General features: G+C 47.9%; 21 protein-coding genes. 1 reads left to right on the forward strand and 20 read right to left on the reverse strand.

What is annotated here, in order from left to right; translation table 11 throughout:
* Positions 1 to 3: 3 nt before the first annotated feature.
* Positions 4 to 771 (reverse strand): outer membrane lipoprotein-sorting protein, encoded by a 768-nt coding sequence (locus VST71_05285; GenBank protein MEC4685128.1) that lies wholly within the window; start codon positions 769 to 771, stop codon positions 4 to 6.
* A 183-nt stretch (positions 772 to 954) separates the two neighbouring features.
* Here VST71_05285 and VST71_05290 point away from each other — a divergent pair, with 183 nt between their 5' ends.
* On the forward strand, positions 955 to 1,320 hold the full coding sequence (locus VST71_05290) for a hypothetical protein (GenBank protein MEC4685129.1): 366 nt from the start codon (positions 955 to 957) through the stop codon (positions 1,318 to 1,320).
* 17 nt (positions 1,321 to 1,337) lie between these two features.
* Here VST71_05290 and VST71_05295 read toward each other — a convergent pair whose 3' ends face one another.
* The 19 genes from VST71_05295 to VST71_05385 all read right to left on the reverse strand — a co-directional run bounded on the left by VST71_05295 (position 1,338) and on the right by VST71_05385 (position 15,218).
* A complete protein-coding gene (locus VST71_05295; protein ID MEC4685130.1) occupies positions 1,338 to 2,276 on the reverse strand; it encodes a TIGR01212 family radical SAM protein in 939 nt (312 codons plus the stop codon).
* Entirely contained in the window at positions 2,263 to 2,928 is a 666-nt protein-coding gene (gene thiE, locus VST71_05300) for a thiamine phosphate synthase (protein MEC4685131.1), read from the reverse strand. The genes VST71_05295 and thiE overlap by 14 nt, the downstream gene beginning before the upstream one ends.
* A 3-nt stretch (positions 2,929 to 2,931) precedes the next feature.
* Positions 2,932 to 4,278, reverse strand: coding sequence for an acetyl-CoA carboxylase biotin carboxylase subunit (gene accC, locus VST71_05305; protein MEC4685132.1), 1,347 nt, complete (start codon positions 4,276 to 4,278; stop codon positions 2,932 to 2,934).
* Positions 4,275 to 4,712, reverse strand: a complete 438-nt coding sequence (gene accB, locus VST71_05310) for an acetyl-CoA carboxylase biotin carboxyl carrier protein (protein ID MEC4685133.1) — start codon at positions 4,710 to 4,712, stop codon at positions 4,275 to 4,277. The genes accC and accB overlap by 4 nt, the downstream gene beginning before the upstream one ends.
* Positions 4,709 to 5,272: an elongation factor P gene (efp, locus tag VST71_05315; protein MEC4685134.1), complete on the reverse strand. Its 564-nt coding sequence runs from the start codon at positions 5,270 to 5,272 to the stop codon at positions 4,709 to 4,711. Before efp ends, accB begins: the two co-directional genes overlap by 4 nt.
* A 57-nt stretch (positions 5,273 to 5,329) precedes the next feature.
* Entirely contained in the window at positions 5,330 to 6,385 is a 1,056-nt protein-coding gene (locus VST71_05320; protein ID MEC4685135.1) for a Xaa-Pro peptidase family protein, read from the reverse strand.
* A gap of 117 nt (positions 6,386 to 6,502) precedes the next feature.
* On the reverse strand, positions 6,503 to 6,859 hold the full coding sequence (locus VST71_05325) for a roadblock/LC7 domain-containing protein (GenBank protein MEC4685136.1): 357 nt from the start codon (positions 6,857 to 6,859) through the stop codon (positions 6,503 to 6,505).
* The gene (locus VST71_05330) at positions 6,837 to 7,814 is read right to left on the reverse strand and encodes a tetratricopeptide repeat protein (GenBank protein ID MEC4685137.1); all 978 of its coding nucleotides are present in this window, start codon (positions 7,812 to 7,814) and stop codon (positions 6,837 to 6,839) included. Before VST71_05330 ends, VST71_05325 begins: the two co-directional genes overlap by 23 nt.
* A gap of 89 nt (positions 7,815 to 7,903) precedes the next feature.
* Positions 7,904 to 9,088 carry a bifunctional phosphopantothenoylcysteine decarboxylase/phosphopantothenate--cysteine ligase CoaBC gene (coaBC, locus tag VST71_05335; protein MEC4685138.1) on the reverse strand — a complete coding sequence of 395 codons (1,185 nt, stop codon included), beginning with the start codon at positions 9,086 to 9,088 and terminating at the stop codon, positions 7,904 to 7,906.
* Positions 9,063 to 9,449, reverse strand: a complete 387-nt coding sequence (gene rpoZ / locus VST71_05340; protein ID MEC4685139.1) for a DNA-directed RNA polymerase subunit omega — start codon at positions 9,447 to 9,449, stop codon at positions 9,063 to 9,065. Before rpoZ ends, coaBC begins: the two co-directional genes overlap by 26 nt.
* Before the next feature lie 63 nt (positions 9,450 to 9,512).
* A complete protein-coding gene (gmk, locus tag VST71_05345; GenBank protein MEC4685140.1) occupies positions 9,513 to 10,130 on the reverse strand; it encodes a guanylate kinase in 618 nt (205 codons plus the stop codon).
* On the reverse strand, positions 10,127 to 10,399 hold the full coding sequence (locus VST71_05350) for a DUF370 domain-containing protein (protein ID MEC4685141.1): 273 nt from the start codon (positions 10,397 to 10,399) through the stop codon (positions 10,127 to 10,129). Before VST71_05350 ends, gmk begins: the two co-directional genes overlap by 4 nt.
* 35 nt (positions 10,400 to 10,434) lie before the next feature.
* On the reverse strand, positions 10,435 to 11,286 hold the full coding sequence (locus tag VST71_05355; protein ID MEC4685142.1) for a YicC/YloC family endoribonuclease: 852 nt from the start codon (positions 11,284 to 11,286) through the stop codon (positions 10,435 to 10,437).
* 32 nt (positions 11,287 to 11,318) lie between these two features.
* Positions 11,319 to 12,563 carry a histidine--tRNA ligase gene (gene hisS, locus VST71_05360; GenBank protein MEC4685143.1) on the reverse strand — a complete coding sequence of 415 codons (1,245 nt, stop codon included), beginning with the start codon at positions 12,561 to 12,563 and terminating at the stop codon, positions 11,319 to 11,321.
* Complete coding sequence (locus tag VST71_05365) at positions 12,544 to 13,047, reverse strand: DivIVA domain-containing protein (GenBank protein MEC4685144.1); 504 nt, start codon at positions 13,045 to 13,047, stop codon at positions 12,544 to 12,546. Before VST71_05365 ends, hisS begins: the two co-directional genes overlap by 20 nt.
* Complete coding sequence (locus VST71_05370) at positions 13,044 to 13,352, reverse strand: YggT family protein (GenBank protein ID MEC4685145.1); 309 nt, start codon at positions 13,350 to 13,352, stop codon at positions 13,044 to 13,046. Before VST71_05370 ends, VST71_05365 begins: the two co-directional genes overlap by 4 nt.
* Position 13,353: 1 nt before the next feature.
* Positions 13,354 to 14,142 (reverse strand): pyrroline-5-carboxylate reductase, encoded by a 789-nt coding sequence (proC, locus tag VST71_05375; protein MEC4685146.1) that lies wholly within the window; start codon positions 14,140 to 14,142, stop codon positions 13,354 to 13,356.
* A complete protein-coding gene (locus VST71_05380; GenBank protein MEC4685147.1) occupies positions 14,139 to 14,840 on the reverse strand; it encodes a YggS family pyridoxal phosphate-dependent enzyme in 702 nt (233 codons plus the stop codon). The genes proC and VST71_05380 overlap by 4 nt, the downstream gene beginning before the upstream one ends.
* 9 nt (positions 14,841 to 14,849) lie before the next feature.
* Positions 14,850 to 15,218 (reverse strand): VanZ family protein, encoded by a 369-nt coding sequence (locus VST71_05385; protein MEC4685148.1) that lies wholly within the window; start codon positions 15,216 to 15,218, stop codon positions 14,850 to 14,852.
* Positions 15,219 to 15,419: the final 201 nt, after the last annotated feature.

Below are 15,419 nucleotides of genomic sequence, written 5' to 3' on the forward strand. Positions count from 1 at the left end.
CCTTCACCTCCTCTTCCTCTGGAGGTTACGGAGTGTAAAGGTTTCCCTGTCCGGTTTTATATTGAAGCGTACGTCAATATACCGGATAATGGTCTTATGCCCTTCCTTGTTCAACGGCGTCATCTCGAGGACTGCAGGCAGTTTCCGGTCACCGAACAGCCTGATATCCTTATATTCCATGACGCGCATCTTTCTGCCCTTTTCGTCAAAATAGACCAGTCTTACCGGAATATAGTCATCCTTGCGCACTGTTACTATTATCCTGCCCCAGACACTTGGTGTATCCCTCTTCGGTATCAGTTCGATATGGTAATGGTCTTTATCTGCCCCTTCAGGGTTGATCAGCCTCGCACTGTAATCCCTCAATAATGAGCTCTCCTTTACAAGGTCGTCGTTGGTAAAATCAGACCCCATCCAGGAACCCATCATCATTGAAGGCGGAACCTTCATAACCTTGTTGATCTTTGGAAAATAGTTCCACATTTCGCTCCCGATGCGGAGGGTTGCAATGCCTGCATCCTTTTTGGGGGAGGTGATATAGAGAAAGGTCTTATCCATCCCCTCAGTCCATATCTTCATCCTGAGCCGGCGTCTCCAGTCAGGAGTGATGATCGTCATCTCGATCTCACCATAACTCGTATCACTGCGGTAGAGCCTGTCCACCCTGTCGATTATCTCCTGAACTTCAGGACTCCTCTGCGCGGCTGCAGAGGGGTGGAGACTCACAAACACCCCTGCGGCCGTTATTATTAAAACAATCAGGAGGCGCATAATCCGGCTCTTCCGCAATATCAGAAACATGCCTGAATTTTAGCACATACTGTAATGAGAAGCAATTTCACCCTGAAAAATTCGTGTTCTTGACAAAACAGGATAAATGCATGATAATTATCTTAAGACCTGAGGAAAAGAGATGGAAACCTGCCGGCAAGGATTTATATGGAGGGCTTCGGTATGAAAAAAACAGCAGTGTCGTTAATAATACTGGCCATGTTCATCACTTCGTGCGTGGCGATAGAGGGCAGACCCGGCCCGCGTCCATTACCCCCGGCACATGGATGCAAGGCAACGCACATCTATTACTACTATCCATCCGCCTTTGTATATTTCGATGTCAACCGGAAGATTTATTTCTATCTTTCCGACGGGGCATGGATAACCGCTCCTGTACTGCCACCCACAATCGTGATAAGACCTGACGAGTATGTCACTATCGAACTCGATGTTGACAGACCTTATATCTATTTTAATAAACACAGGAAGGAGTTCCCGCCAGGCAAGAAGTACAGAAGACATAAAGGCAGACACGGAATGCATTAAGACTAAAAGGCGGGCAACTATTCTGCGTGGAGAACCTCTACTGCAGGAGACTTGTAAAGTCTGCCCTGATATGTATTGAGGTCATTAAACCGCTCCCCCATATCCCTCAGTATCTCCTGCCTGCCCTTGCCCCACAGCGGCGCTATCAGCATATCGTCAGGTGCTGTTGCAAAGACCCTCTGAAGGACTATTGAGGGTGAAAGCCTCTCAATAAACCTGACTGCAAAGTCGAGATACTCCTCATAATCAAAGAGATGAAAGGGGTCTTCCCTGTAAAGCTTCTCCAGCCGTGTATCCTTGATCACCTGCAGCTGGTGTATTTTTAGAAACTCAATGGACAGCCCGGATATTACATCCGCCATCTCAAGCATCTCCTCTTCAGTCTCTGTTGGAAACCCGACTATAAGGTGGGCACCAATATGAATCCCCCGTCCCCTGGTAAGTTCGATTGCCCTGAGGAATGCTGCATAATCATGACCACGGTTGATAAAGTCGAGTGTCCGGTCATGGATGGACTGAAGCCCGTATTCAACAAGGATGAAGTAATCCCTTGAGAGTTCTTCAAGAAGCCTGACCTTTGCCTCATCAATACAGTCCGGCCTCGTGCCTATGGCAAGCCCAATCACATCAGGCCCCTTCAGGGCTTCCCTGTACAGGCGCTCAAGCTCATCCACAGGTGCGTGGGTGTTTGTGTATGGCTGAAAATAGACGATAAATTTCTCCGCCTTGTATCTCCTCCTGAGGAAAACTGAGCCATTGCTTATCTGCTCCTTGAGCGGGAGAACCGAGCGGCATGAGGACGGCCTGAAGCTGTCATTGTTGCAGTATATACACCCGCCATACCCGGCAGTACCATCCCTGTTAGGACACGTAAATCCTGCATCCACATTCACCTTGTAGACAGTCAGGCCAAAGAGGGATTTTATGTAATGACCGAATGAATTATATCTCTGCATATATTATATTAACAAAATCGCGTGCAGTACGGCAGACGTCCGGGGATTTCAGGATTCCGGAGGCAACAGCCACGGCTGAGGCCCCGTGCCTCATAACATCCCTGAGGTTCTTCAAATTAATCCCGCCTATCGCCACAACAGGGATATCGAGAGACGACACAACATCCCTCAACAGATTAAGTCCCCTGGGAGTGCCTGCATCTTTTGTGGAGGTTTGAAAAACAGGGCCAAACCCGATATAGTCTGCACCATTACACCAAGCCTCCAGCGCCTGATTCATATCGTGTGTGGATATTCCGATAATCTTTTTTCCCATTATCTTCCTTGCTGCCTTTAGTGGAAGGTCATCCTGACCAAGGTGAACCCCGTCTGCACCCACTGCAAGGGCTATATCTGCATGGTCATTGACGATTAATACGGCACTGTAATCATCCGTCAATCTCCTGAGCTTCTCTGCCTGCAAAAACATATCCCTTCTGCAGAGGGCCTTCTCCCTGTATTGTATCCACCTGATGCCGGCATCAAGGACTTTTCTTACCGTCTCATCAACGCTCAGGGCAGAGAGACTGCCATCTGTTATAAAACAGATACCTCCGTAAAGCATGTTTTTACCTGTTATTTCCTGATTGAAGGCAGGGGCACCGGATATCATCTACTACCCGGACAGGAGGTTCTCAACAAATTTGGTGGTATAGTTGCCGCTGAGAAACTCTTCAGACACAAGCACCTTCTGCTGGAACGGAATGGTTGTCTGGATACCCTCTATTATAAACTCCTTCAGGGCACGGCGCATTCGGTGTATCGCCTCTTCACGGTCTCTCCCTGTAACAATAAGCTTTGCTATCAGGGAATCATAGTTGCTCGGCACTGTCCAGCCACTATAAGCCGCTGTATCCACCCTCACCCCGGGTCCGCCGGGCAGATAAAGAAAAGTTATCTTTCCGGGAGAAGGCACAAATCTCTTCGGGTCTTCAGCATTTATACGGCATTCAATGGCATGACCGGTTATAGTTACCTTGTTCTGCCTGAACTCCAGTAAATTTCCGGCTGCAAGCTTTATCTGCTCCTTTACTATATCAATCCCTGTTACGGCCTCTGTTACGGGGTGCTCCACCTGGATACGCGTATTTATCTCCATAAAATAAACATTATCCTCAAGGTCAACAATAAACTCCAGGGTCCCGACATTTCTGTACTTAAGGGCCTTTGCTGCCTTTACTGCATACTCCCCTATCTTCTTTCTGAACTTATCCGTAACATTAGGTCCCGGGGATTCCTCGAGCAGCTTCTGATGACGCCTCTGGATTGAACAGTCCCTTTCACCAAGATGCACTGTATTGCCCTTGTTGTCAGCCATTACCTGAACCTCGATATGGCGCATCTCGGATATGTACTTCTCCAGGTAGAGGTCCCCACATCCAAAGGCCGCAAGGGACTCCCTCTGTGCAGTATTAAATGCATTCTCTATTCCCGCCTCTGCCTCAACGATTCGCATTCCCCTGCCCCCGCCTCCGGCAGATGCCTTAAGTATCACGGGATATCCGATCTTGCCGGCAAGTTTTCGGGCCACTGCGGCATTTTTCACCAGGCCGTCACTGCCGGGCACCACTGGCACGCCCTTTTTCTTCAGTATATATCTTGCCCTTGCCTTGTCACCGCCAAGACGGATATTTTCAGGTTTTGGGCCGATAAAGGTAATACCTGACTTGCCACAGGCCTCTGCAAACTGGGGATTTTCCGACAAAAATCCATATCCGGGATGAATGGCCTCAGAGTCTGTTATCTCTGATGCACTCAGTATGGCAGGCGTATGCAGGTAACTGTGCTGCGGATTTGCCGGGCCAATGCAGACGGCCTCGTCAGCAAGCTTCACATGCATGGACTCTTTATCAACATCAGAGTAAACTGCAACGGTCTTGATGCCAAGTTCACTGCAGGCACGGATAATACGTACTGCAATCTCTCCACGATTTGCTATAAGGATTTTTTTGAAGAGTTTCATGCCGGCTCTATCAGGAAGAGGGGCTCACCGTATTCTACAGACCGACCGTTTTCAACCAGCATTCTCACCACTGTCCCTTCCACCTCACTCTCGATCTCGTTCATCAGTTTCATTGCCTCGATAATACATAAAACCTGTCCCACCTTAACCCTTGAGCCAACCTCAATAAAGGGTTCTGCATCAGGAGAAGGGGCAGTGTAGAAGGTACCGACAATCGGAGATGTGACAGTAACAAGATGGGATGTATCCTCTGCTTCAGGCACTGATTCAGACGCCGGCTCAGAAACCCTGGGCCTTTTCTCCACAACCTCTATTGAGGACTGCTGCTTCTCACGCCTCAGTTTTACCTTTACTCCCTCCCTCTCAAGCTCGATCTCGGATATATCCGTATCCTTCAGGAGGTCAATAAGTGCCTTTATCTCGTCCAGGTTCATCCCTTCACCCTCTCTATGTATTCACCTGTGCGTGTATCAACCTTGATGATATCTCCCTCATTTATATGAAATGGAACTTTCACACTTGCACCTGTCTCAAGTATAGCAGGTTTGCTGCCACCTGAAGCAGTATCTCCCTTAAATCCAGGCTCTGTCTGAGCCACTTTCAGCTCAACAAAAATGGGCAGCTCAACTGCAATCGCTTCACCTTTATAGTATAGGATATAGACATTCATATTCTCCTTGAGATACTTCAGAGAATCACCAAGCTGCTCCTCTGTAACAGGAACCTGCTCATAGGTCTCGGTATCCATAAAATAACAGAGATTATCCTGCTTATACAGATACTGCATCTCCTTCTCCTCAAGCTCGGGCTTTGGCACCTTGTCCCCGGAGGAGAATGTCTCTTCGATTATCTTTCCCGTTCTGAGACCCTTCATTTTCGTTCTGACAAAGGCACTGCCCCTGCCCATCTTCACATGCTGAAAGTCCAGTATCTCATAAGGCTCTCCCCTGAATTCTATCTTGGTGCCCCGCTTGAAATCACTTGTTGAAATCATCAACTTCCTCCGTTATTAAAATTTACGTAACAGCTTATTCTACTTTTAAAGCAGCGTCTATATAATCTCCGGCCTCTTCGGCAAACGGGTCAAAACCCTTGAACCCTTCTCACCAATATAAACCATATCCTCTATTCTAACCCCTCCCACACCCGGCACATAAATGCCTGGCTCGATGGTAAAGACCATGCCCTGGCCGAGGGTATCCCTGCTTATCAATGATATACGAGGAGACTCATGTATATCAAGCCCAACGCCGTGCCCGGTACCATGGCCAAAAAAATCTCCAAAACCCGCTTCTTTAATCAAGTCCCTTGCGGCCCTGTCCACTTCACTCGCCCTTACTCCTGCAACGGCTGTCCTGATTGCAGAACGGTTGGCCTTCAACACTGTATTATACATCTTTAGCTTACCCTCGATGTCGGAACCTTTTATCAGAAGGGTCCTCGTCATATCAGAAAAATACCCCCCTGCTTCTCCACCCCAGTCAATAACCACCAGGTCTCCTGCCTTAAGCCTTCTATCCGACACCGAGGCATGTGGAAGGGCGGCATTTTCTCCTGAGGCCACTATTATATCAAACGGTATGCGCTGACAGCCCCTCCTCCTAAGCGATTCTTCAAGCCTGAGTGCAATCGCCCTCTCTGTCACACCCTTTCTTATTGCCGGCCTTGTCTCAACAAAGGCCTCTTCAGCGCGTCTTACAGCTTTTTTAATCAGCCTGACTTCCTCCTTCTCCTTCTTCAGCCTGAGTGACTCAACCATCTCCTTCACGGCTCTGAGCGCAAAGCTCCTTTTAAGGTCATGATACAGGCTGTAGGGGGCGGTAAATTCAAAAGCAAGGGAAGTTTTTCGGAGGGACTTGAGGGTCTTCTTTACACGGCGCAGCAATGCCCCGACAGGCACGATAATTTCGCATCCCCTTACCTCCCTGGCCGCCTGCTCCCTGTATCTGAAGTCCGTAAAGAAGAATGCATCTTTTTTTGTGATAAGCAGTAATGCTGAAGAACCCCGGAAGCCTGTGAGATAACGAATATTTATAATGCTGCTGACCAGAAAGGCCTTCAGGCGTTTTTCTGAAACTCTTTCCCTTATGCTTTCAATCCTGTCCATGTAAAAGACCCTTATAAATCAGCAACGGATTTTCAATAAAAAAGGATTTGAGCGCTTAAATCAGATTTGGGCTTCATTCAGAAACGAACAAGGTAAAGACCTGGAAGTGAGATACGGCTAAAACTCCTTCTCTATCTGTGGCACTGTCATTCTCAGCACATATCTTGCCTTACCGTAATTACCATCAGGCTTCACAACAAGGGCAAGATAATAGTCCTCTGTAATCCTTCTCATTATAATTCCACAGACGTCAGCTATAAGCAGAAACTCCCTGGCCTGCCCAAGCTGCAGATCCCGGGATGCCGTCTCAATATCCTTCATCAATGCTGAGGCCTCAGCAGAAAGGACACTGAAATCAAGCAGCCTCTCCACCACGTATTCCTCAACAGGAATACCGTCCGAGGCAAGTATCATCGCCGCTACAGCCCCGTCAACCCTGTCAGTTGCCTCTTTAAGAACTTCCGAAAAATTCATCCCCTCTATTCCTGAGTCCCTCGTAAAAGCCTTCAAGCCGCCCCACGAGAGACCCTGTATCCTTTCCTATCATTTTCAGATAATATTTCAACTCTTCCACCCTCTGTCTTACTTTACTGTTGTCAGGGTCTGTATCCAGTACACCTTGAAATATCTCAACAGCCTTCATATACCGGCCTGCGTCTATGTATCCATCAGCCTCCCTAAGGAGTGCATCAACCTCTGATGAGGCGGGTTTCCCTGCGGAATCGGTTAAACCATCCAGCATATCATCAAAACTAAAAGCTGAATCATCTGTAATACCCGCAAAAGGCTCCTCTGACTTGACTTCATCAGGCATGGCAAACATGGGTGAATCATCCCCTGCCGTCTCCTGTACCTCTTCAGTAACAATCTCACCGAACTGCCTGTATTCTTCAAAGCCGGCAGCCCCTATCGTCCCGGCAACCTCGATATCTTCAGAAACATCTTCCGATCTTCCGGTATCAGGAACTTCAAATGTCTCCACAGGTTCCGGCTCAACGTAAAAAGGTTGTTCCTCCGGTGATTTCCGGGCCGAACCAGTCAATATTTCAAGGGTCTGCCTTGCCTCATCATCATGGGGATTTATCTCAAGTACCTTTCGAAGGCAAACGGCCGCCTTTTCAGTATCTCCGGCCGAGTTATAGATTTCAGCAAGTTTTTTCTGGGCAAACAGGTTGTCAGGAACTGCTGCAATAACCTTTTCAAACTCTCCTCTGGCCTTCTCTGTCTGACCTCTCTCGAGATATATCTTCCCAAGCGATACCCTTGCCGTCGTGTACGCAGGCTGTTTATGCAGTTCCTCGAGAAGCACTTCAATGGCTTCATCATACATACCTGCCTTACGGTATTCCTCAGCAAGGGGGACAAAGAGTTTAGAGCTGGGATCCTTTTCAAGCCTTGCCTTTAATTTTTCGATATCTTCCAGTGCCATAAAAAATATCCTGTACCCGTTAAACTTCAGGTATAATATTCATTATATTGCCTGATTACAGACGATGTCAACAACAATGATACATCTCTTTACTTTGAATGTCTCAGGTAGTGGTCAAATATTATCTCTGCACAACCCTCTTTGCTCATCAGGGGATAATCAGCAACACCGTCTTTGTCAATAATACTGATCTTGTTTGTATCAGAGTCAAACCCGGCTCCCTCTAAGGTTACATCATTAAATACAATAAAGTCCATCCCCTTTTCCCTGAGTTTTTTCTTTGCTTTTGCAATATTCGGACCGGTCTCGGCAGAGAAACCCACAATAAAAGGCCGTGTCCTCATACCTGATACAGCCTTCACGATATCCGGAGCAGGTCTCAGCCTGAGGGCAAAGGACTCCCCCTTTTCTCTTTTAACAGGCGAATAATCATCCGGCACGAAATCAGCCACTGCTGCAGCCATCACCAGGATATCAACTCCCCCGACATTCTTCTTCACTGCCTCAAGCATCTCATCTGAGGTCTCTACCCTTACCACCTTTGCTCCCATGGGTGGTTCAACGGAGACAGGCCCACTTACGAGTGTAACATCAGCACCACGTTCCATGGCCACCCTGGCAAGGGCATACCCCATCCTGCCTGAGGAACGGTTTGATATGAAACGGACAGGGTCAATATACTCCCTTGTAGGACCTGCAACCACAAGCACCTTAAGCCCGTCAAGGTCTTTTTTGGTCAGACAACCTTTTGCAGCCTCAATTATGCGTCCAACATCTGCCATCCTGCCCACGCCGTATTCACCACAGGCAAGCTCTCCCTCTTCAGGTTCTATCTCATGGAATCCCAAATCCTTGAGGGTTTTGATATTCCTTTGAACAACAGGGTGTTCATACATCCTCCAGTTCATTGCCGGAGCAAATATTACCGGCCCCCTGAATGCAAGCAAGGTGAGAGAAACCATATCATCAGCGATTCCTGATGCAAACTTTCCGATGATATTGGCCGTTGCAGGGGCGACTACAAAGAGGTCGGCGCTTTCAGGCAGGTTTATATGAGCCATGGGCTCTGAGAAAATATCCGTGCAGACCTTGTTTCCCGAGAGACTCTCGAGAGTAAGCGGGGTAATAAACCGTTGTGATGATTCCGTCATCACAACGGTAACTTCAGCTTCTTCCGACCTTAATCTTCTTACAAGCTCTGCGGTCTTGTAAACAGCAATACCACCGGTAACCGCAAGTATGACATGTCTATTCTTCAGGCTCGAAGGCTTCATTCGGTTTTGCGGATCCTTCCACTGCCTCTTTTTCGTGAATATATATCTTCAGGTCCTTTTCAAGCTCGGAAAGGTCTTCTGTTTCAACCTCGCGTTTCTTTTCTTCAATCAGCCTGTGGAAATCAATCTTCTTTGCCTCTTCCCTGGCCTTTAATGCCTCTTCACCGGTAATGAACTCCAGTGCACCCTGAACAGCCTCTTCAATGGCTATAGTGGTTACCTTTTTTGACTTTGAAGGCACCCTTGGTTTACTGCCACCAAATATAAGGTCCTTTGCCCTCTGTGCCGCAATATTTACAAGCCTGAACCTACCATCAATCTTGTTGCGGTCATATTCAACAGGCAGGGAAATAATATCCATTCCGATCACCTCTCCTTCTGTATTAATAGTAATAGATAATTCAATACTGCATTAAAACTTGATTCAAGATGCTTCCAACCCATATGTCTCCCTGATCCACTCGTGGTCAACACGGCTGATATGTAACCTCTTTGACAAGACCACGGAGCCAAGCTCATTAAGGGCAACATCAAGGCTGTCATTTACTATAACATAATCGTACAACCTGTAGTCACCTATCTCTTCCCTCGCCTTTTTAAGCCTCCGGAGAATCACCTTCTCACTGTCGGTCTTCCTTGATATCAACCTCTTCTTAAGTATCTCCAAAGATGGGGGCAGGACAAAGATAAAGGTCGCATCAATACCCTTCTGCCGTATCTGGGCTGCACCCTGAACATCTATATCGAGTATTACGTCTGTACCGCCCTGTATCACTTCAAAGAGCTTTGCCCTTGATGTGCCATACAGATTGCCGTGGACCTCTGCCCATTCAAGAAACTCCCCGTCAGCAACCATACTCATAAACCGGTCTTCATCGACAAAAAAATAGTCCCTTCCATCCACCTCCCCTTCTCTTGCCTGTCTTGTGGTATAGGATATGGAATGGACTATCCGGGGCACAACCCCTGTGAGACTCTTGCAAAGCGTTGTCTTTCCTGCTCCAGAGGGGGCTGAGACTATGAAGATTGAACCCTTTTTCATTCCTCCGGATCTTTTTCAGCAGTTTGGGATTCCTTACCAAAAAACCTCTGGGTTATGGTTTCCGGCTGCAGGGCCGACAGTATCACATGATCGCTGTCCGTCACGATTATGGAACGGGTTCTCCTGCCCTCTGTTGCATCCACAAGTTTTCCCCTTTTCTTTGCCTCGTCCCTCAATCGTTTCATAGGTGCAGAGCCGGGTGTTACTATAGCTATGACCCTCGATGAAGAAACCATATTGCCGAATCCTATATTAACAAGCACGGCCATTGTATCCCTTTTCATCTTTCCTCCAGTGTTTGTTATTACTGTAAATTCTGAACCTGCTCCTTCATCTTCTCAATCTCCGTCTTCATCTGTATAACAAGGTCCGAGACCCTGTATTCACTGCTCTTTGAACCGATGGTGTTAATCTCTCTTAAAAGCTCCTGAAGCAGGAAATCAAGTTTCCTGCCTATTGTACCACCTTCTGAAATGATTTTTCTTATCTGTGAGATATGGCTCTGAATCCTTGTAATCTCTTCTGATATATCAGCCTTCTCTGCCAGAAAGGCCGCCTCCTGCAACAGCCTTGTATCATCTATTGCTGTCTCCTTTGCAAGCTCTGCTATGCGTACCTTTATCCGTTCATAGGTCTTTTCAAGCACGCCTTCAACTTCTGCCCTGACTGCCTCAAGATGCTTCTCCAGGACCTCAACCATTGTCAGAATATCCCTGACAAGGTGTTCCCCCTCTCTTTGCCTCATCCCGGCAAGCCTGTCAAGGGCTGACTCGAATACACGGATGAGGTCTTCAGGGTTGTATTCAGGCTCTTCCCTGAAGAGGATATCCCTGAACCAGAAGAGGTGGTCAAGGGACGGCCCTTCTTTCAGGCCCAGGTCTTCCTGTAATTCCCGCAGGGACTTAAACAGATTTCCGGCAAGCCCCCGGTTGATGTTGAGCTTTACATCCGCCTTGTCTGTAAGGGCTATGGTGACATCAAACCTCCCCCTTGCAAACCGCTCTTTTATCATATTTCTGAGGGCTATCTCGTAAGGATTAATAAAAACAGGGATTCTGAACCGGGGATCCAGGTACCTGTGGTTCACTGAACGGACCTCCACCCTCACCCCCTTCTCTTCAGCCTGTCCAAACCCTGTCATGCTCTGAATATTCATATCTTATTCACCCATGTCCCTGTCACGATCAGCTATCCAAAAAACTGCATAACATCATCTCTATTGACCTCTCCCTGCTCTCCATCGGAAAGTCTCTTATAGCGTACAGTCCCTCTTGATAATTCATCATCTCCAAGTATAAACACATATGCCGCCTTAAGCCTGTCAGCCTTTCTGAACCGGCTCTTCAGGGATGCCCCCGAGTAATCCAGCTCCACCCAGATTCCCTTTGTCCTCATCTCGGAGGCAAGTTTATACGCGGCCTTCTCAGCCTCGTCCCCGATAGCAGCAAAATAGACTGCAGGGACTGGCTCCACAATGCCGTGACGGTCCTTGATAAGAGTGGTAAGACGTTCCACTCCTATGGCAAAGCCGATTCCCGGAACGGCCGGGCCGCCAAACTCCTCGATCAGCTTGTCGTATCTGCCACCTGCTGCCACGGCACTCTGGGCGCCCAGGGATTCGGAGGTGACTTCAAAAGTTGTTCTTGTATAGTAATCGAGTCCCCGAACCATTGCAGGATTAACGCTGAAGGGGATTTTAAGCAACTCAAGGTATCCCAGAAGGGCATCAAAATGCTCCCTGCACCCTGAACAGAGATAATCCGTTATTCCGGGGGCCTTCTTCTTTATCTCCTCACATCCCTTCACCTTGCAGTCAAGCACCCTGAGGGGATTAACCTCATATCTCCTCTTGCAGTCTGAACAAAGGGAATCTATCTGTCCGGTCAAAAAATCTACCAGCGCCCTTCTGTAGATGGGACGGCATTCATCACAGCCAATGGAGTTGACCTCAAACCTGAGGTTATCTACCCCGACCCTCTCAAGAAAACACCTCAGCATATCAAGCACCTCGGCATCCATTCGCGGATCTTCTTCACCAAAGGCCTCAACGCCTATCTGATGAAACTGTCTGAACCTCCCCTTCTGAGGTCTTTCATACCTGAACATGGGACCGATATAATAGTATTTCTGGGGAGACGGAAGACTATAAAGATGGTTCTCCACATAGGCCCTCACCACTGGAGCAGTGCCTTCAGGTCTGAGGGTTATACTCCTGCCGGCCCTGTCATTGAATGTATACATCTCCTTCTCCACGATATCTGTTGTCTCTCCGATGCTTCTGGTAAAGACCTCTGTAAATTCCATAACCGGGGTCCTTATCTCCCTGTAACCAAATGGTGCAAAAACCTGAGCTGCTATGGACTCAACTTCCTGCCATAGATAGACATCCGGAGGCAGTATATCCTGCACTCCCTTAATCGCCCTGTATTTCACTCTCTAATGACCCCGCAGCACTCTCTTCCTCTGACTCTCTTACCTCATCAAACTCAAGCATCCGGACGTGGCTCTCTATCAACCTCTTGAGTTCTTCCTTGAAATGCCTCCTAATACCCTTCAGATCCACAATATCCTCGTGTATCTTTACAACCCTTTCCTGGGCATCCTTTATAAGGGTATCAGCCTTGAGCTCGGCCTCCCTTAATATCAATTCGGCCTCTTTCCTCGCGTTTGTCTTATAATCCTCCACCATCTGCTGGGCAGTCATAAGTGTCTCACGGAGGGTGTTCTCCATATCCCTGAACTCCTGCAGCTGGGCCTCTGACCTGTGGTGATGCTCCTTCAATGAGGCGTTCTCCCTCAAGAGGTCTTCCATCTCCTCACGGATCACCTCTAAAAAGGCATAAACCTCCTCAACATCAAATCCCCTGAACTTAACGGGAAACTGTTTCTGCTGAATATCAAGGGGTGTAATTCTCATAACATGCCTCCTTTCAGTCTATAACCAAGTTCAATCAGACTCCTTACAATGAAATATCTGGCAAAAACAATTCCGAGTATCACTATCAGGGGCGAGAAATCCATGCCGCCATATATACCAAGCTTCCTCCTTATCGGGCTTAGGACCGGTTCTGTCGCCCTGTAGAGGAATCTGACAATCGGGTTGTACGGATCGGGATTAACCCAGGTTATGAGGGCGGAGATAATAATCACCCACATATAGATACTCAGCAGAATATCAAGGATATTACCCACTGCTATAAAGAGATTACCAAGGATAAACATTCTATTGCCTCCCGCTTAACTCTTCTGCCCGCCTTGCAGCAGCCTCGACAGCCTCTTTTACGGCAGCCTTCAGAGAGTTTTTTTCAAGTCTGTAAAGACCCTCGGCAGTGGTTCCGCCCGGAGAGGTCACCATCTCTTTTAATTCTGCAGGCGTCTGCCCCTGCTTCAGCATCTTTATTGTTCCTGAGGCGGTCTGCAGGGTAAGGGCAAGGGCATCAGAGGCGCTCAACCCCATCCTCACACCGGCCTCTGCCATCGATTCAACAAAATACGCAAAAAAGGCAGGGCCACTCCCGCTAAGGGCCGTTACCGCATCCATCTTGTCTTCACTCAGCACCAGCACCTCTCCTACGCTCCTGAATATATCCACAACTGTCTTCAAGTCCTTCTTCCTTGTCCCCTCCAGGGGGGAGACAACGCTCATCCCCTCTCCAGCAAAGGCAGGGGCATTAGGCATCACCCTGAAGAGTCTTTTAGTCTTCAGCCTCCCGCAAAGATATTCGAGTTTTATTCCTGCGGCAATCGAGACAACAAGGTGTCTGTCTGTAACCCCATCTCGTATCTCAGCAGTAACATCCCCGATATCCGCGGGTTTTACTGCAAGGATAACAACATCTGATGCTGACAGCACTTCCCTGTTGTCAGCAGTTGTCTTTACCCTGTATCTCTTCTTCAGGTAATCCAGTCTCTCTTTCCTTTTATCTGCTACTATTATCCTGTCTCCGGATGCACCAAGGAGTCCGTTTATTATCGCCTCTGCCATATTGCCGCCACCGATAAAGCCTATCACTGATATAACCTCCTTCCAAATATCGCAGACCCGACCCTTACCATGGTCGCTCCCTCCTCCACAGCCACCTCAAAATCACCGGACATTCCCATGGAGAGTTCCGGGAGTTTAAACCCTTTCTCTTCAGCCCCATCCCTTATTTCCCTGAGTCTTCTAAAATACGGTCTGACGTCTTCAGGGGTTTCAAGAAACGGCGGTATGGTCATCAACCCCTCAACCACAAGATTATGCAAGTTCCCGACCTCTTCGAGGAGGGCAATTAGCCCCTCCGGACTTATCCCGGATCTGGATTCTCCCCCAGCGAGTTTTACCTGCACAAGGAGTCTCTGAATCTTTCCGGCCTCTGATGCATAACGGTCTATCCTTTTAGCCAAATCTACTGAATCCACTGACTGTATCATATCAAAGAGTTGAACTGCAAGCTTTGCCTTGTTGCTCTGGAGGTTTCCAATCATGTGCCACGAGACCGTATCAGGCAAGACTCCACTTAGGACTGCAATCTTCTCCTTTGCCTCCTGCACCCTGCTTTCGCCAAGAAGTCTCACCCCGGCATCCACTGCCTCTCTTATGGCCTCGGGAGGGACCATCTTGGTGACCGCAACAAGCTTTACCTCCAGGGGGTCTCTTCCTGCCCTCATCGCAGCGTGCGATATCCTCTTGTATACACTACTGATAGATTCAACAATATGATCCGACATGATAAGGAATTACTTCAACCTCCCTCTCTTCTGTCTTATGGTTCTGGAATAAACTCCCCATATAACAAAGAAGGAAGCTATGCCGGAGGCATTGGCAATTATATCACCTACACTGAAATCCCTGTACGGCAGAAAGTACTGGACGATCTCTATTGCTATGCCGTAAAGAAAGACTGCAATACCCAGAAAGACAAGAGAAGATAACTTCTCTCTTTTAAAGGCACAATAACATAATGATGCAGTTATGAAGTAGGCAACGAAATGGGCGAATTTATCCGATACCGAAACCACCTTTCCCGGCGAAGGGATGACGGATAAAACACCAATAATTCCGACCCAGAGAAAAAAGATTATCCTGTATATTGTTTTCCACTTCACACATAAAGTATAAACATTTTTATCATCAACTTTTCAATCTTTCCCAGGATCGCCGACAGAAAACCTGTCAACTTTTGACAATAGAGGCGGATACCGAGTTTGAACAGATTTAATTATCACATATGGCTCACCTGGATGGTGAGCCGTGATAATTCCCTCGGAGCCCCGGCTGGATGCCGGGACGAGAATGAGTGAAAACTC

Source organism: Nitrospirota bacterium, from assembly GCA_035873375.1.
GTDB lineage: Bacteria > Nitrospirota > Thermodesulfovibrionia > Thermodesulfovibrionales > JdFR-85 > BMS3Bbin07.